Here is a 15244-nt window from a genome sequence, read left to right as displayed (position 1 = left end):
ATACAGGCTTGAGGAGAACACATCCAACATGCCCATCCATATCGTGCAACTCGGTTCACCGCGCGCCGCCAATGAAGGCCTGCGCGTGGGTACGGTACGTCGCCCGCCGCGTGGCGTGCCGAAGGCCGAGTTTGCCAGTCGTGATTTTTATGACGTGTGGCAGCCGCTGCTGTCTCCCAGCGCAGAGTTGGTCGCAGAAGCTAAAACGGCGGAAAACGCCAAAGCGTGGGGAGTCTTCAAGCGCAAGTTCAAGACTGAAATGAACCACCCAGCGCCCAGCCAATTGCTTGATCTGTTGGCTGCGTTGTCCCATCAAACATCAATGGCCATTGGCTGTTATTGCGAAGATGAAGAGCATTGTCATCGATCGGTATTGCGGGAGTTGTTAAAAGCGCGCGGGGCGCAGCTCAAATAGTAGTTGCCGCAGGCTACTCCGACATTGACCGCTCAAAATCGGGCTAAAGGATTTCGGTAAGGACACAAGGATTGGGGTCTTCAAATGAATAACCAGATTCGACTCGCCACCCCAGACGATGCGGCAGCCATAAGCCAGGTCATCATTCAATCGCTGCGCAAGTCCAATGCCCTGGACTACCCGCCCGAAGTCATCTCGCAGGTAGAGAAAAGCTTTTCTGCCGAGGCCATCCGCGCTTTGTTGAAACAACGCTTGGTCTTTGTCGCAACCATCGATAAGCGCGTGGTCGCCACGGCCAGCCTAGATCAAGACGTTGTGCGCAGCGTATTCGTCGAGCCAAGCCATCAGGGGGGCGGACTCGGCAGGCAGCTGATGGCGATGCTTCAATCTGTCGCCCAAGACGCAAAAATCGAGGTACTGCGCGTCCCCTCCTCCCTTACCGCAGAAGCCTTTTACTTCAAGCTGGGTTATCGAAAAGTCCGCGACGAATTTCACGGTGCCGAGCGCACGATCATCATGGAGCGGCGTCTGACACCCATTGTCGACGCCTCGAACTAATGGCTCATACGTGATTGACCTGGATATCTGAGGCAACACGGCCCTGCGTCCTGGAAGCCGGCTGCAGAAAACCGAGCAAGGCCTGCCGAGTGTCATGCCAGGCCGCCGGGTGTTCCATATCGAGGAAGTGCCCGGCGTTCTTGATGGTATGGAACTGGGACTGAGGGGCATGATCGGCAAAAAGCCAGGCGTCTTCTACCGAGGTGTACTCATCCCATTCGCCGTTGACAAACAGCAACGGGATTTCGATGGCCCCGACACAGGCGACGTAGCAATGGGTGTCTTGGGTCAGCACCTCATTGACGTGGAAATGCATCTGCCTGTACTCGTGCTCGGCCAGACTGCTGATATGGCGGTCATTAAAGCGTTTGAACAGCGATGGAAGGTGTTTGCCGATCGTGCTGTTGATCAAGCGACCGACATTGAGGCGGTCGCAGGCCTGGAGATGGTTCAGGCCGCTTTCCAGGTAATCGCGCATCGGCGTATTGATCCGCGCTGCGAATGAATTGATCACCGCCTTCTCGATTCGTCGCGGCCGCTGGGCCAGCGCCAACAAGGTAGCCGCGCCGCCCCAGGAAAAGGACAGCACGTGGTGCGCACAGAAGTGTTCGATTAATTCCAGCAGTATCACTGCCTCGTCTTCCTTTCGGATCGGTTGGCAGTGGAGATTGTGTTGCCTCGACTGACCGGCGTAGGGCTGGTCGTAGAGAACCACATTGAATTGCGGCTGCAGATAACGCACCGTTTGGGCAAAGGATGCGGTTGTTGCCAGCGAGCCGTTGACCAGAATGATGGTCTTGTCAGCGGCGGTGTTGAGATAGTGCTCGGTATAAACCTTGTACTTCCCGCAGATCTCGACGATGGCAGTTTTCGGCATCATGTCATTTCCTTCCTTGAACCCATTGGACTGAAGCGCACAGCGTGAGAGATGCCCACAGGGCCCTATCGCAGAAAGCACAACACGTGGACCTGACAGTGAAATGCCAGGCCAATACATTAATAACTCAGGGTGGTTTTCAAGCGTCAACGCATAGGCCTCCTCGGGCACAAACTGGCAACACGAGCAAGCAAAAACAGCGCGAGGGTGCTCCGATGGCAGCCGTGACCACTGAGTCACTGGCTGACCAGCAGTTCAGAGTTAAGCAGGGATTTCTCTGTCTGCAAGAACGCAGACGAGTTTTTGCGTCGACCCCTACGCGTTGAACGGGCTCAGATCCCGGAATTACAGTTGCAAAAAAACCGCCCGTAGGCGGCTTCGGCCGTGTGCGCTGTTGCAGAGGTGTTGGAGCGCGGACAACTGGTCAGAGCCGGTGGCCGCGAGTGGAGCCCGCAGCTTGAAATACGCTCGTACTGTTCCAAAACCAATCAAAACCCGACCATGCTGGAGCTATGGAAAACCCTGGAGATAGCTTCAAATTACGCACAAACCAAAACGCCGCTCAAAGAGCGGCGTTTTGGCGTATAGAGCGGGAAACGAGATTCACCTGTTGTTGCGAGCCTCAGGTGTTTCAGCTCCAGGGCCGGTCTCCATTCTCATCCTTGATGCGGGTTGGCAGGCCCATCACGTCCAGCGCCTTGAGGAACGGCTCAGCCGGCAGCTCTTCGACGTTGACCATACGCTGCACGTCCCACTCGCCACGGGCAACCAGCAAGGCTGCAGCCACGGGCGGCACGCCAGCGGTATAGGAAATGCCCTGACTGTCAGTTTCTGCGTAGGCCTCCTCATGATCGGCCACGTTGTAGATGAACACCTCGCGCGGCTGACCGTCCTTGGTGCCCTTGACCAGGTCGCCGATGCAGGTCTTGCCGGTGTAGCCTGGGGCCAGCGAGCTCGGATCAGGCAGCACGGCCTTGACCACTTTCAGCGGCACGACTTCCAGGCCTTCAGCGGTCTTGACCGGTTGCTCGGAGAGCAGGCCAAGGTTCTTGAGTACGGTGAACACATTGATGTAGTGCTCGCCGAAGCTCATCCAGAAACGCACGTTGGGCACGTTGAGGTTCTTCGACAAAGAGTGCACTTCATCGTGGCCGGTCAGGTACAGGTTCTGCGCCCCTACGACCGGCAGGTCGTCAGTGCGTTTGACTTCGAACATCGTGTTGCTCGTCCACTGGCTGTTCTGCCAGCTCCACACCTGACCGGTGAATTCGCGGAAGTTGATTTCCGGGTCGAAATTGGTGGCGAAATACTTGCCGTGGGTACCGGCATTGACGTCAAGAATGTCGATCGAATCAATGCGGTCGAAATACTGTTGCTGCGCCAGCGCTGCATAGGCGTTGACCACACCCGGGTCGAAACCCACACCGAGAATGGCGGTGATGTTCTTCTCTTTGCACTCCTCGAGGTGGTTCCACTCGTAGTTGCCATACCAGGGCGGCGTCTCGCAGATTTTGCCCGGTTCTTCGTGAATGGCGGTGTCCAGGTAGGCCACGCCGGTATCGATGCAAGCACGCAGCACCGACATGTTGAGGAATGCGGAACCGACGTTGATGACGATCTGCGATCCGGTTTCGCGGATCAGCGCCTTGGTCGCTTCGACATCCATGGCGTTCAGCGAGTAGGCCTGGATATCGGCGGGCACTTTGAGGCTGCCCTTGGCCTTGACGCTGTCGATGATGGCCTGGCACTTGGAGATGTTGCGCGACGCGATAGCAATACGACCGAGTTCATCGTTGTGCTGCGCGCACTTGTGGGCCACCACCTTGGCGACACCTCCTGCACCAATGATAAGCACGTTCTTCTTCAATTTTTCTCTCTCTCCTTCTCAGCCAGCTTACGAAAGGCTGGACATGTAGTCGTTGTAACCAAACTCACGAACCACCTCGACACTACCGTCGAGTTGTTTCACCACGATGGATGGCATTTTCAGGCCGTTGAACCAATTCTTCTTGACCATGGTGTAACCCGCGGCGTCGATGAACGACAGCCGATCGCCGATGGCCAGCGGGCGATCAAATTGATACTCACCGAAAATGTCTCCGGCCAGGCAGGATTTTCCGCACACCATGTAGGTGTGCTCCCCTTCGCTGGGCGCCAGCTTGGCATTCAGGCGATAGATCAGCAGATCGAGCATGTGTGCTTCGATAGAGCTGTCCACGACCGCCAGGTGCTTGCCGTTGTAGAGGGTGTCGAGCACGGTGACTTCCAGCGACGCGCTCTGTGTGATGGCGGCTTCGCCCGGCTCCAGGTAGACCTGCACGCCGTATTTCTGCGAGAAGGCCTTGAGGCGCGCGCAGAATTCATCCAGCGCATAGCCTTCACCGGTGAAGTGAATGCCGCCACCGAGGCTGACCCACTCGACCTTGTGTAGCAGATGTCCGAATCGCTCTTCGATGGTGCACAGCATTTGGTCGAACAGGCCGAAGTCGCCGTTCTCGCAGTTGTTGTGGAACATGAAGCCTGAGATCTGGCCGATGACCTGCTCGATCTTCACCGGGTCCCACTCGCCCAGACGGCTGAACGGCCGCGCCGGGTCGGCCAACAGGTAATCCGAGCTGCTCACCTGCGGATTGACCCGCAGACCGCGCACCTTGCCTGCTGAAGCCTCGGTGTAGCGCTGCAACTGGCTGATGGAGTTGAAGATGATCTTGTCGCAGTTGTCGAGCATCTCCTCGATTTCGTCGTCGGCCCAGGCCACGCTGTAGGCGTGGGTCTCGCCAGCGAACTTCTGTCGTCCGAGCTTGAGCTCATAGAGCGATGACGACGTGGTGCCGTCCATGTATTGCTCCATCAGATCGAACACCGACCAGGTGGCGAAGCACTTGAGTGCCAGCAGGGCCTTGGCCCCGGACTGTTCGCGCACATAGGCAATCTTCTGCATGTTCGCCAGCAGCTTTTGCTTGTCGATGAGGTAGTACGGCGTTTTGATCATTTCGAGGCGCCTCCGGCAAGGCCAACCAAAAAAGGATGCGCATTGTGCCTTCACTGACTGCATATCGAAAGAGCAGAACGCGCTGCTCGTTGAGTCAACCTGAACTGGACCGAGAGCATGTTGCACTGTGGGGCGTCGTACATGGCGCTGCCTTTGCCACTAGATCCCTCTCCATGCGTAGTCAACGGCTGTGTAACTCTCTGACGTTCCAGCCTCTCGATCTCGGCGTGTTGGAACCGTAATCTTAGCCGACGGGCAGCCGCCCCGTTCAGGCCTGGCTTTCAAGCAAACTGAACAGCTCCACGAATTGCCGGGTCAGCTTGTGTTGCGGTTCCAGATAGATCAATGGCTTGCTGGCCTGGTGCGACTCACGCATTTTCACCGAACTCATCAGATACGCAGACAACACCGGCATGTTCTCGGCGATCAGCTCGTCGAGCAGCCGTTGCGGCTGTGCGCTGCGAGCCTGGAATTGGTTAACGACAATGCCCTCGACCTCCAGCCTCTCGTTATGATCACTTTTGATCTCCTCGATTTCTCTCAGCACACCGTAAATCGCTTGGCGAGAAAAGCTGTCGCAATCGAAAGGGATCAAACAGCGGTCAGCGGCAATCAGCGCCGACACACTGGACATCATGTCTTTCCCTGAGTTTTATACGCTTACGCTCTGTAAAGCGGGTTCCTGCTCTGCAAGGTTGCTATGGGTTGATCAGTGTTTACACATCAGTCCATGAAGAACACCGAACCTCAAGCCCGGCTCGGAAGGCGTCATATGCGAGACACCAAACACCTTGAATGCCGCCAGCATGAGCACCAGACCGCCAGGCAAGATGCTCAGTCGATGGCTTTGCAAACCCGCCAGTCTGAGCTGTTTGACATGCCCCACTTCAAGCAGGTGCAACGACAAGCGCAACAGGCCGCTGTAGGTGATGCCGCTTTGGCCATAGTCGTTCAACCCGTTGGCCTTGAGTACTTTGGCCAGCATTCGTGCGGTGCCTGAAGAGCCAATCACCTGCTGCCAACCCAGCGCACGATAACGACGCGCCACTTTTTCAAACTGCAGAGTAGCTACCCGCTCAGCCTCCAGAAGCGTCTGAGCCGTGATACAGCCCCCCTGAAAGTAACGCGCGCCGAAGGTACCGCTGCCAATGGCAATACTCTCGGTCAACAGAGGTTGAGCGCCCTGCCCCAGAATCAATTCAGTGGAGCCGCCACCGATATCCACGACCAGTCGCCTGTTTTCTGTACCGGGTATCGTATGGGCAACACCGGCGTACACCAGTCGGGCCTCTTCATGCCCAGAGATTACGTCTATACGAAAACCCAGGTGCCGCTCCGCGCTGGCTAAAAACAGTTGAGCATTGTCGGCTTCGCGCACGGCACTGGTCGCCACTGCCCGCACACGACCGGCCTCGAAACCACGTAACTTTTTGCCAAATCGTGCGAGCGCTTGCCATCCCCGATCCAGAGCCAACTCGTCTAGCGCTCTGCCTTGAGACCCTTCCGACAAACGGACAGGCTCACGCAAGGTTTTTACTTCCTGGATCACAAACCCCTGATTCCGTCTGACTGACTGGCCGATCATCATGCGAAACGCATTGGAACCAAGATCAATGGCTGCAAACAGGGAGGCGTCTCCTTTCATGGGGATTCCTTGCAAATTCATCAACCAGCAGATGGATACCTGCTGAGCGCTCCAGACGGTTTGCGAGGATCTTGCCATGGGTTCGATGACGCTAAGATGACGCCCTCTAGCTGTCGCAGAATAAGCAGAATGTGATCCATCAGTGCCGCATTAACCTGCGGCACACTTAGCCCATCGTATTGCGTGCTCAGCCCGTTTTACCCCTTCCTGCGGCGCCCCTCCGACCGAACATACCTACAAAACGATAAATCCTCGCCTACCCCTTGCCCAATCGCCACGCCCAGACTACTGTATATCCAAACAGTATCAATAAGGCAAAAACGACATCAATGGAATGAGGCAAAAACCATGACTGTAGACATCAGCAACTTCACCATCGCTACCCCGCTTCCAATCTCCGACACCAATCCGATTGCGCTTGAGCTCATCGGTTGGCGTGCGCTAATCGAATGCCCTGATGTCGTCACGATGCTTGACGATGGATCGCTGCAGATGACGGCGCCGACACTTGGAGCTTCGAGCAAGAGCACACAACGGACTCGCTGCGAGTGGAAGGAGCCAGGTTACTGGCTATTCTCCAGCGCCGCGGACCACTGGAACCGACAAGAAATGCGACTGACGAAGGTCAACTCGCTGCAGAAAGTTGTGATCGGCCAGATTCATGTGAAGGATTCAGAGCGACCTCCGGTAAAGGTGTTCTGGAACAAAGGAAAAATCACCATGGGTTTCCGATCGAGTTACCTTCAGGACGACCCGGTCAACTCGACGATTTTGGAGAATGTACCGCTCGGTGCACCTTTCAAAATCAACATTCACGCCAATTCGAGCGGTGCTGTCTCCGTATCGGCGAGCTGTAACGGCGTCAAATCGACTTCGGCGATCATGCGCCTCGACAACACCTGGGACACGAAAACACTCGCCTTCCACGGTGGCGTGTACAACCAGATCGATTACTCCGAAACCACGGACCCGGAAGACGGTTCAGTCTGCGTCATCAGCGATCTGTCCATCACTCACGCCTGATACCACCTACTCGGCCTGACTAGCGACACAGGCTGCAAGGAAGCATCACTGCTGCACCTTGGCAACAGGGTGTAGCGGGATGCGGAAAGGATCAGCCTGCGCAAGCGAAAGAGGATCAATGAGCCCAATGCCTTGGTGCGCGAGCAGTTAGAGCAAAACAACGGCTGCACGTCTAATCACCTTTTCAGCCGGCCTTATAGGCTCAGGAAATATCCCAGCTAAAGGACGCGAAAGCCTCGGGCAACCATTCGTCGCATGAGAAAGGTGGCGCGAATTTATTGACAATTCCTGGCTTAAGGTTTGCACAAGACGCTCGTAGCGGCCCCAGAACGACGTAATTCTGACGCGGCGGCACTTTAATTAACGCTTAAGGACTCCAGCGAAGCGCTTGGTCAGTCACCGGGAGATGTAACGTGTCAACTCTCAATGAAATCGCAGCGAACCACGCGAGAATGGCTAAGGCTCTTGTAGAAGAGTCGACCGGGCTAAGTGAGCGCCACACCCAAATAGTGGAAACTTTCGAAGTCCCATCCATTGATACGCAACATGTGCCCCTGCACCTCATCGCCGGAGTGCAGGACAACCACTTCGGGCAAGCAACTGGCTACTGACTCTCACCGCGCTGGATCCTGGAAGCCTCGCGCAGGCGGTAAGAGTCTTCTTGCCGTCACGGTAATCGTCGACCAGCACTTCCTGGCCTAAACTCAACTGACTACCAGCCCGTTGGGGAGCTGCGGGAGAGGTATTCCCATGCTCGAAGCTATTGAGATGCCGCGCGTGAAGCGCTTCGCCGCAAACGTTGCCGGCCGAGATTTCGTGGTCGGTGACATTCATGGCCATTTCACTCGGTTGCAGGCCGCTCTGGATGCAGTCGGGCTCAACCCCTCAGTAGATCGCCTGTTCAGTGTTGGCGATCTGATTGACCGTGGGCCCGAGTGCCGTGACGTGCTCGATTGGCTGGACAAACCATGGTTCCACCCAGTGCGGGGCAACCATGACGACTACGTGGTGTGTTTCGATACCTGCGACTTCGACAGCTGGATCGGCAACGGCGGTTCATGGTTCACGGACCTGTCGCCGTTCGAGAAGCAAGCATTCGCGGCGCAGTTCGCCAAGCTCCCTATCGCGATCGAAGTCGAAACAGCATACGGCCTGATCGGCATCGTGCACGCCGATTGTCCATTTCCATCATGGAAACAGTTGCGTAAGGAACTGGAATCGCCAGAAAGCAAGGAGCAGTTGCAGGCGGTCCAGCACGACTGCATGTGGTCACGAAGGCGGATCGATCAGATGCAAAAGCATGGCGTTGATGGCCTGCGCGCACTCGTCGTAGGGCATACCCCGCTTCTTATGCCTGTCAGCCTTGGCAATGTGATTCACATCGATACGGCTGGCTGGAGGCCGGACCGTGGCTATTTCACCCTGCTGAATCTCGAAACGCTCGAAACCATCCCCGCCTCCTGACTAAATACGGATCGGCCAATGGTATTCACTTAATAGAAAACCCGGCCTCATCAGCCGGGTTCTTTATTAGCGATTAAGTGGCATCACTGCCACCGACCCTCAACAGCACTTCGGCCCACCCTTGCCACCGTAACGAGCTTCCTGGCGTTCCCGGAAGAACACCTCGTAGCTCATCACCGGTTTGTCCGGGTGCTTGGTTTGCATATGCTCGACGTAATTGTCGTAGTCGGGCATCCCGACCATCAGGCGCGCGGCCTGACCGAGGTATTTACCGAGGCGACTCAGGTCATTGAACATGGTGCAATCCTCGATTACGCGTCCGGCAGAGCCTGGAATGGCGCTTCTTTATCCGTACGTTCTTTGGTGCCCCAAGCGGCGATACCGACCTTCAGTGCAAAGAACAGGATGCTGAAGACCACCAGCAAGAACAGCGCCGTCAATGTTGCGTTGGTGTACGCGTTGTAGATCACGTGCTGCATCTGGGTGATGTCCTTGGCCGGGGCGAGGATCTGACCGTTGGCCAGGGCATCGCTGTATTTTCTGGCCAAGGCCAGGAAACCGATCGCCGGATTGGCATCGAACAGCTTGATGAAACCGGCGGTGGTGGTGCAGATCAGCAGCCATACCGCTGGCAACATGGTGACCCAGACGTAGCGTTGGCGTTTCATTTTGATCAGTACGACGGTCGCCAACATCAGCGCGATACCGGCCAGCATCTGGTTGGAGATACCGAACAGCGGCCACAAGGTGTTGATGCCACCCAGCGGATCGATCACGCCCTGGTACAACAGGTAACCCCACATCGCCACACATCCTGCGGTTGCGATCAGGTTGGCGGTCCAGGATTCGGTGCGTTTCAGCGCCGGCACGAAGGAACCGAGCAAGTCCTGCAGCATGAAACGGCCGGCACGGGTCCCGGCGTCGACGGCGGTCAGAATGAACAGCGCTTCAAACAGGATCGCGAAGTGGTACCAGAACGCCATGGTGTTTTCACCCGGCAGGACACTGTGCAGGATCTGCGCGATACCGACCGCCAGGGTCGGCGCACCGCCGGCTCGGGCCAGGACGGTGGTTTCCCCGATGTCCTTGGCCACCGCTTGCAGAGCTTCCGGGGTAATTGCAAAGCCCCAGCTACTGACGGTTTGTGCCACCGCCACCACGTCACCGCCGACGATCGCCGCCGGACTGTTCATGGCGAAATACACGCCAGGCTCGATCACCGACGCGGCAACCATGGCCATGATGGCCACGAAGGATTCCATCAGCATGCCGCCGTAACCGATGTAACGGGCATGGCCTTCGCTGGCCAGCAACTTCGGTGTGGTCCCGGAAGCAATCAGCGCATGGAAACCCGACACCGCGCCACAGGCGATGGTGATGAACAGGAACGGGAACAGCCCGCCCTTCCACACCGGTCCGGTGCCATCGATGAACTGGGTCAGCGCCGGCATTTTCAGGTCGGGCATGGTGATCAGGATGCCGATCGCCAAGGCCACGATGGTGCCGATTTTAAGGAAGGTCGACAGGTAGTCACGCGGCGCCAGGATCAGCCACACCGGCAATACCGCTGCGACGAAACCGTAGCCGATCAGCATCCAGGTAATCTGAATCCCGGTGAAACTGAACGCCTTGGCCCAGACCGGATCAGCGGCAATCTGCCCGCCCAGCCAGATCGAACCCAGCAGCAGCAACACGCCGATCACGGAGATTTCGCCGATGCGGCCCGGGCGGATGTAGCGCATGTAGATGCCCATGAACATCGCGATCGGGATGGTCGCCATCACCGTGAAAATACCCCACGGGCTCTCGGCCAGGGCCTTGACCACAATCAGCGCCAGCACTGCGAGGATGATGATCATGATCAGGAAGCAGCCAAACAGCGCGATGGTCCCGGGGATGCGGCCCATTTCCTCACGAACCATGTCGCCCAGAGAGCGACCGTTGCGGCGGGTGGACATGAACAAGACCATGAAGTCCTGAACGGCACCGGCCAACACCACGCCGGCAATCAGCCAAAGCGTACCGGGCAAATAGCCCATCTGCGCCGCCAGGACCGGACCCACCAGCGGCCCCGCGCCAGCGATGGCGGCGAAGTGGTGACCGAAGAGGATGTGTTTGTTGGTCGGGACGTAGTCCAGACCGTCATTGTTGACGACAGCGGGCGTGGCACGATTGGGGTCGAGTTGCATCACCTTGTTGGCGATGAACAGGCTGTAGTAACGATAAGCGACGAGATAGATAGCGACTGCTGCGACTACGATCCAGAGGGCATTGATCGCTTCGCCGCGGCGCAGGGCCACGACACTTAGCGCAAACGCTCCCAGGACAGCCACGGCAAACCAGGCGAGGTGTTTAGCCAGACGGGGCATAGCGTGTCTCCTGCCGACAGCCAGTGGACTGCGGCGGTAATTTTTATAATTGTGTCCGCTGTGCGGAGCTGGCCCAATATCCCCGCATACCGTCTACAAATAAATCCGCGTTACTACGTACGCGGCGTCTACGTAGTTCTACGTAGACGGTTGGTCATCCCGTCCAGCACCGCTACTGGACGCGCGTATCTTTGGCATATGATGCCGGGCCTTCGCCTTCCCTCGGTCCGGACAGGAGCAGAGATGCAGCTCAAACACAAAATCGTCGCGCTCGGGATTCTGCCGCTGGTGTTGGCCATCGCTGTCATCTGCGCGCTGGTGATTTCGATGAACCGACAACTGGGTGAGCAACAGGCGCAACTGATCGAAGACAGCATTCTGGCGAGCAAGCGCGCAGAACTTAAGAACTACGTCGAAATGGCGCAAAGCCTGATCGAGCCGCTGTACGACGACGGCCACGGTGACGCACACGCACAGCAACAAGTGCTGGAAGAACTGCGCAAGCTCAGTTTTGGCATCAATGGCTATTTCTTCGTCTACGACCACGAAGGTCGCAGCCTGATGCACGCGCGCCAGTCAGAGTTGGTGGGCAAATACCTGTGGGACATGAAGGACCCTCACGGTTTGCCAGTGATCCAGGCGTTGCTCCAAAGTGCGCAATCAGGCGAAGGCTTTCAACGCTACGCCTGGAACAAACCCTCTTCCGGCCAAGTGACCGACAAGCTTGCCTATGTGGTGATGCTGGATCGTTGGGGCTGGATGCTCGGCACCGGCATTTACCTTGAAGACGTTGAGCGCGCGACCCAACAGGCGCGTGACGAAGTGGCCCAAGGCATTCGTAAAACCATGCTGGCGATTGCCGCGGTGGCCCTCGTGGCGGTGCTGTTTGTCTTCGCCAGCGGCATGACGCTCAACGTCAGCGAGCATCGTCTGGCCGACAAAAAACTTCAGCGCTTGACTCAGCGTATCGTCAGCTTGCAGGAGGAAGAGCGATCCCGGGTTTCCCGTGAACTGCACGACGGCATCAGCCAACTGCTCGTCTCCATCAAATTTCAGTTCGAGCTGGCCAGCCATCTGCTCGAGAACGGGCAAGCACAAGACAAGGGTTTGAGCACGCTGAGGGACGCCACGAAACGCCTGGGGGAAGCGATTGGCGAGGTTCGCAGCCTCTCTCACGACCTGCGCTCGTCGCTGCTCGATACCTTGGGCCTGCCGGCGGCGATCGGTCAACTCGCCGCAGAATTCGAGCAGCGCAGCTGTCTCAAGGTGACTTACGACGATAATGAATTCGACTGTCACCTGGTCGATGGCGCAGCCGTGTCACTGTTCCGGATTGTGCAAGAAGGCCTGACTAATATCGAACGACACGCCCAGGCTAAAAACGTCTCCATTACCCTGCACGGGTCTGAAGAGTCCGTACGGTTGACGGTGGTCGATGACGGTATCGGTTTCAACGTCGCTCAGGTCGAACGTCGTCATGCGGGCATTGGCCTGCGTAATATCCGTGAGCGTGTCGAGCATTTTGGTGGACGATTCGACCTGATCTCGATGCCGGGAAGAAGTGAGCTGGACGTTCTGCTGCCGATGAAAGTGCCCGGCGCAAAACGCTGACGCGCCCCACAACAACTAGAGTGAATGCCGCGATGAGCCTGCCCTACCCGATCCGCGTCGCCCTGGTCGACGATCACGCCCTGGTCCGCGACGGCATCAAAGCGCTGCTGGCGGTCATGGCCCCCCTGGAAGTGGTGGGCGAAGCCGAGAGTGGCGCGCAGGCCATTGAAATGGTCGGTCGCTGCCAGCCGGACCTGTTGCTGGTCGACATCAGCCTGCGGGACATGAACGGGCTTGAGCTGACTCGGGTGTTACGCAGCCAGTACCCGTCGCTCAAGGTGCTGGTGCTCAGCATGTACGACAACAATGAATACGTGAGTGAGTCCGTTCGCGCGGGTGCCAGCGGCTATGTACTGAAGAACTCACCGTCGCGGGAAATCATTGCGGCGATCGAAGCCATCGTCAGTGGCGGGACGTTCTACAGCGCCGAGATCGCCCAGCGGCTCATCGCCGATAAAAGTACCGACAACGAGCTGACACCGCGCGAAAGCCAGGTGTTGTACAAGATGGCTCAGGGGCTGAACAACAAGGAGATGGCCCGCGAACTGGACATTAGCGTCCGGACGGTAGAAACCCATCGCCTGAGCATCCGTCGCAAACTCAACATCGACAAACCGGCGGCCCTGGTCAAATACGCGATTGATCACGGGATCATCTCTCGGTAGCGGACAGGGATCATTGGCCGCTGTGATTCTGGTCCTGCGCTGGAGCAAGTTGCGCGCACCGGCCCGAATTTCAGGCAAAAAAAATCCCAGGCAGCTGATGGACGCCTGGGACTCAAAATGCATAAACCGTGGTGGTGAACGCGGGGCGAATATTACTTAATACTTCTGCCTGTAACAAGATATTTTGATTCACTATCCAGTTACTAAAACGTCTAACTCATTAAATATCCACACATTTTTTATGGACGAGCGCCGGCAAGGGCTGATTTACAGGTACCAGCGATACTCTCGCGCACTGATGTCCTGCAGGAATGCCAAATGGTCCTGGCGCTTGTTTTCGCAGTAGACATCCACAAATTCCGCACCCAAACCTTCGCGCAGCTGCGCATTTTTTTGCATGGATCGCACGGCCTCCAACATCTCCAGCGGGAAGTCGATACCGCTGTCACGATCTTCGTTGAGAGATGCAATCGGTTCACGACCGATTTCCAGCCCTTGCTCCAGCCCTACCAGAATCGCCGCTAACACGAGATAAGGGTTGGCATCCGCGCCCGCCAGGCGATGTTCGATGCGCAGATTTTTAGCGTCCGATTCAGGCACCCGCAGGCAAGCGTCACGATCTTCAAACCCCCAACTGGCGCGCGTCGCGACGTTCACCGTGCCGCTCAAGCGACGCATTGCGTTGTGATTCGGTGCAAAGATCGGCATGCAATGCGGCAACACTTCAAGGCAGCCGGCCACCGCATGGCGCAGCGCCCGCTGATTGTCAGCCGCCAACAGGTTATTTCCGGCCTCGTCATAAAGGCTCACATGCACATGCATGCCACTACCGGGGTGCTGCAAATAGGGTTTGGCCATGAAGCTGGCGCGGTGGTTGTACTTGAGCGCCACCCCTCGTGTGCTGCGGCAAAACAGGGCCGCCCAGTCGGCCGCACGCAGGCCGTCGTCAAGGTGACCAAAATTGATCTCGAACTGGCCTGGGCCCAGCTCCGCAGTGATCACCGTGGCGTCGATGCCTTGCGCCCGCGCGGTCTCGACCATGTCAGCGAGTACCGGTGAAAATCTCGACAGCCGTTCGATGTGCATATTCGGCTGATCATCGGCATCGTCCGTCAGCTGATCGCGAGGGAACTGTGGCAAGCCGTCACGTAGCTGGCGATCGAACAGATAGAACTCCAGCTCGAACGCGACCACGGGGAAAATCCCTTTTCGGCCAAGGCGCTCGAGCACCTGCGCCAACACTTCGCGTGGCTCGAAGACGATTGGCTTTTCAGTACCGCTTGAGGTAATCAGCATCTGCCCCAGCGGTTGCTTTTCCCAACTCACTGGTTTGAGCGTGCCGGGCACCAGTCGGCGGGGAGCATCCGGATCACCGTCGTTAAAACAGTAGTCGCCGATTTTGAACAGACCGCCCTGCGTGCCCAGCAACACACAGTTTTGCGGCAGCTTGAGCACGCTGCCTGCGGCAACCTTCTCGAGCATTTCTATCGGGTAGCGCTTACCGTAAAAATGCCCGGGAATATCCAGGGAAATCAGGTCAACGTAACGCACCTCAGGGAAGCGCTGGCGAAACGCGCGAACCTCAGCAACCAGATCAGAGCAGACAGCATCCATCGTTAGTGTTC

At 57.3% G+C, this 15244-nt stretch carries 14 protein-coding genes and 2 pseudogenes; 8 read left to right on the top strand and 8 right to left on the bottom strand.

Features of this window, described 5'->3' with window-relative positions; genetic code table 11:
- The first annotated feature begins 28 nt into the window (after positions 1–28).
- Together ACYZT0_RS08195 and ACYZT0_RS08190 are read left to right on the top strand one after the other, a co-directional pair.
- Positions 29–415: a DUF488 domain-containing protein gene (locus ACYZT0_RS08195; protein WP_462045389.1), complete on the top strand. Its 387-nt coding sequence runs from the start codon at positions 29–31 to the stop codon at positions 413–415.
- Positions 416–499: 84 nt separating this feature from the next.
- The gene (locus tag ACYZT0_RS08190; RefSeq protein ID WP_462045388.1) at positions 500–973 is read left to right on the top strand and encodes a GNAT family N-acetyltransferase; all 474 of its coding nucleotides are present in this window, start codon (positions 500–502) and stop codon (positions 971–973) included.
- A gap of 4 nt (positions 974–977) precedes the next feature.
- On the opposite strand, the gene ACYZT0_RS08185 is transcribed toward ACYZT0_RS08190, so the two are convergent.
- A complete protein-coding gene (locus ACYZT0_RS08185) occupies positions 978–1853 on the bottom strand; it encodes an alpha/beta fold hydrolase (protein WP_462045387.1) in 876 nt (291 codons plus the stop codon).
- Between the two features lie 387 nt (positions 1854–2240).
- Between ACYZT0_RS08185 and ACYZT0_RS08180 the strand changes: the two are divergent.
- Positions 2241–2438: pseudogene (locus ACYZT0_RS08180) on the top strand (hypothetical protein); the annotation flags it as partial.
- Between the two features lie 43 nt (positions 2439–2481).
- Here ACYZT0_RS08180 and ACYZT0_RS08175 read toward each other — a convergent pair.
- From ACYZT0_RS08175 to ACYZT0_RS08160, 4 genes and pseudogenes are all read right to left on the bottom strand, one after another.
- On the bottom strand, positions 2482–3717 hold the full coding sequence (locus ACYZT0_RS08175) for a saccharopine dehydrogenase family protein (RefSeq protein ID WP_462045386.1): 1236 nt from the start codon (positions 3715–3717) through the stop codon (positions 2482–2484).
- A gap of 27 nt (positions 3718–3744) precedes the next feature.
- The gene (locus ACYZT0_RS08170; RefSeq protein ID WP_462045385.1) at positions 3745–4842 is read right to left on the bottom strand and encodes a carboxynorspermidine decarboxylase; all 1098 of its coding nucleotides are present in this window, start codon (positions 4840–4842) and stop codon (positions 3745–3747) included.
- Between the two features lie 268 nt (positions 4843–5110).
- Positions 5111–5470 (bottom strand): annotated as a pseudogene (locus ACYZT0_RS08165) (ParA family protein); the annotation flags it as partial.
- 81 nt (positions 5471–5551) lie between these two features.
- Entirely contained in the window at positions 5552–6487 is a 936-nt protein-coding gene (locus ACYZT0_RS08160) for a Ppx/GppA phosphatase family protein (RefSeq protein ID WP_462045384.1), read from the bottom strand.
- Between the two features lie 348 nt (positions 6488–6835).
- Between ACYZT0_RS08160 and ACYZT0_RS08155 the strand changes: the two genes are divergently transcribed.
- The 3 genes from ACYZT0_RS08155 to ACYZT0_RS08145 all read left to right on the top strand — a co-directional run bounded on the left by ACYZT0_RS08155 (position 6836) and on the right by ACYZT0_RS08145 (position 8974).
- On the top strand, positions 6836–7510 hold the full coding sequence (locus ACYZT0_RS08155; protein ID WP_462045383.1) for a polysaccharide lyase family 7 protein: 675 nt from the start codon (positions 6836–6838) through the stop codon (positions 7508–7510).
- A 413-nt stretch (positions 7511–7923) separates the two neighbouring features.
- A complete protein-coding gene (locus tag ACYZT0_RS08150; RefSeq protein ID WP_462045382.1) occupies positions 7924–8121 on the top strand; it encodes a hypothetical protein in 198 nt (65 codons plus the stop codon).
- A 139-nt stretch (positions 8122–8260) separates the two neighbouring features.
- Positions 8261–8974, top strand: a complete 714-nt coding sequence (locus ACYZT0_RS08145) for a metallophosphoesterase (protein ID WP_462045381.1) — start codon at positions 8261–8263, stop codon at positions 8972–8974.
- A gap of 99 nt (positions 8975–9073) precedes the next feature.
- On the opposite strand, the gene ACYZT0_RS08140 is transcribed toward ACYZT0_RS08145, so the two are convergent.
- Positions 9074–9271, bottom strand: coding sequence for a YbdD/YjiX family protein (locus tag ACYZT0_RS08140; RefSeq protein WP_458287054.1), 198 nt, complete (start codon positions 9269–9271; stop codon positions 9074–9076).
- 14 nt (positions 9272–9285) lie between these two features.
- Positions 9286–11343, bottom strand: coding sequence for a carbon starvation CstA family protein (locus ACYZT0_RS08135; RefSeq protein ID WP_462045380.1), 2058 nt, complete (start codon positions 11341–11343; stop codon positions 9286–9288).
- 243 nt (positions 11344–11586) lie between these two features.
- Here ACYZT0_RS08135 and ACYZT0_RS08130 point away from each other — a divergent pair, with 243 nt between their 5' ends.
- Together ACYZT0_RS08130 and ACYZT0_RS08125 are read left to right on the top strand one after the other, a co-directional pair.
- Positions 11587–12954: a cache domain-containing protein gene (locus ACYZT0_RS08130; RefSeq protein WP_462045379.1), complete on the top strand. Its 1368-nt coding sequence runs from the start codon at positions 11587–11589 to the stop codon at positions 12952–12954.
- Between the two features lie 32 nt (positions 12955–12986).
- A complete protein-coding gene (locus ACYZT0_RS08125; protein ID WP_462045378.1) occupies positions 12987–13619 on the top strand; it encodes a response regulator in 633 nt (210 codons plus the stop codon).
- Between the two features lie 267 nt (positions 13620–13886).
- Here the strand turns inward: ACYZT0_RS08125 and ACYZT0_RS08120 are convergent, their stop codons facing one another.
- Positions 13887–15233 (bottom strand): glutamine synthetase family protein, encoded by a 1347-nt coding sequence (locus ACYZT0_RS08120; RefSeq protein WP_462045377.1) that lies wholly within the window; start codon positions 15231–15233, stop codon positions 13887–13889.
- Positions 15234–15244 lie beyond the last annotated feature (11 nt).

Source organism: Pseudomonas sp. ZS1P83, assembly GCF_054897825.1.
The sequence above is the reverse complement of the archived record's forward strand: the minus strand, read 5'-3'. Positions and strand labels throughout refer to the sequence as shown.

What these genes read in the sequence shown, in the direction of transcription:
- ACYZT0_RS08195 (WP_462045389.1), top strand. Translation starts at nt 29, where the DNA reads ATGCCCATCCATATCGTGCAACTCGGTTCACCGCGCGCCGCCAATGAA.
- ACYZT0_RS08190 (WP_462045388.1), top strand. Translation starts at nt 500, where the DNA reads ATGAATAACCAGATTCGACTCGCCACCCCAGACGATGCGGCAGCCATA.
- ACYZT0_RS08185 (WP_462045387.1), bottom strand. Translation starts at nt 1,853, where the DNA reads ATGATGCCGAAAACTGCCATCGTCGAGATCTGCGGGAAGTACAAGGTT.
- ACYZT0_RS08170 (WP_462045385.1), bottom strand. Translation starts at nt 4,842, where the DNA reads ATGATCAAAACGCCGTACTACCTCATCGACAAGCAAAAGCTGCTGGCG.
- ACYZT0_RS08160 (WP_462045384.1), bottom strand. Translation starts at nt 6,487, where the DNA reads ATGAAAGGAGACGCCTCCCTGTTTGCAGCCATTGATCTTGGTTCCAAT.
- ACYZT0_RS08155 (WP_462045383.1), top strand. Translation starts at nt 6,836, where the DNA reads ATGACTGTAGACATCAGCAACTTCACCATCGCTACCCCGCTTCCAATC.
- ACYZT0_RS08145 (WP_462045381.1), top strand. Translation starts at nt 8,261, where the DNA reads ATGCTCGAAGCTATTGAGATGCCGCGCGTGAAGCGCTTCGCCGCAAAC.
- ACYZT0_RS08140 (WP_458287054.1), bottom strand. Translation starts at nt 9,271, where the DNA reads ATGTTCAATGACCTGAGTCGCCTCGGTAAATACCTCGGTCAGGCCGCG.
- ACYZT0_RS08135 (WP_462045380.1), bottom strand. Translation starts at nt 11,343, where the DNA reads ATGCCCCGTCTGGCTAAACACCTCGCCTGGTTTGCCGTGGCTGTCCTG.
- ACYZT0_RS08130 (WP_462045379.1), top strand. Translation starts at nt 11,587, where the DNA reads ATGCAGCTCAAACACAAAATCGTCGCGCTCGGGATTCTGCCGCTGGTG.
- ACYZT0_RS08125 (WP_462045378.1), top strand. Translation starts at nt 12,987, where the DNA reads ATGAGCCTGCCCTACCCGATCCGCGTCGCCCTGGTCGACGATCACGCC.
- ACYZT0_RS08120 (WP_462045377.1), bottom strand. Translation starts at nt 15,233, where the DNA reads ATGGATGCTGTCTGCTCTGATCTGGTTGCTGAGGTTCGCGCGTTTCGC.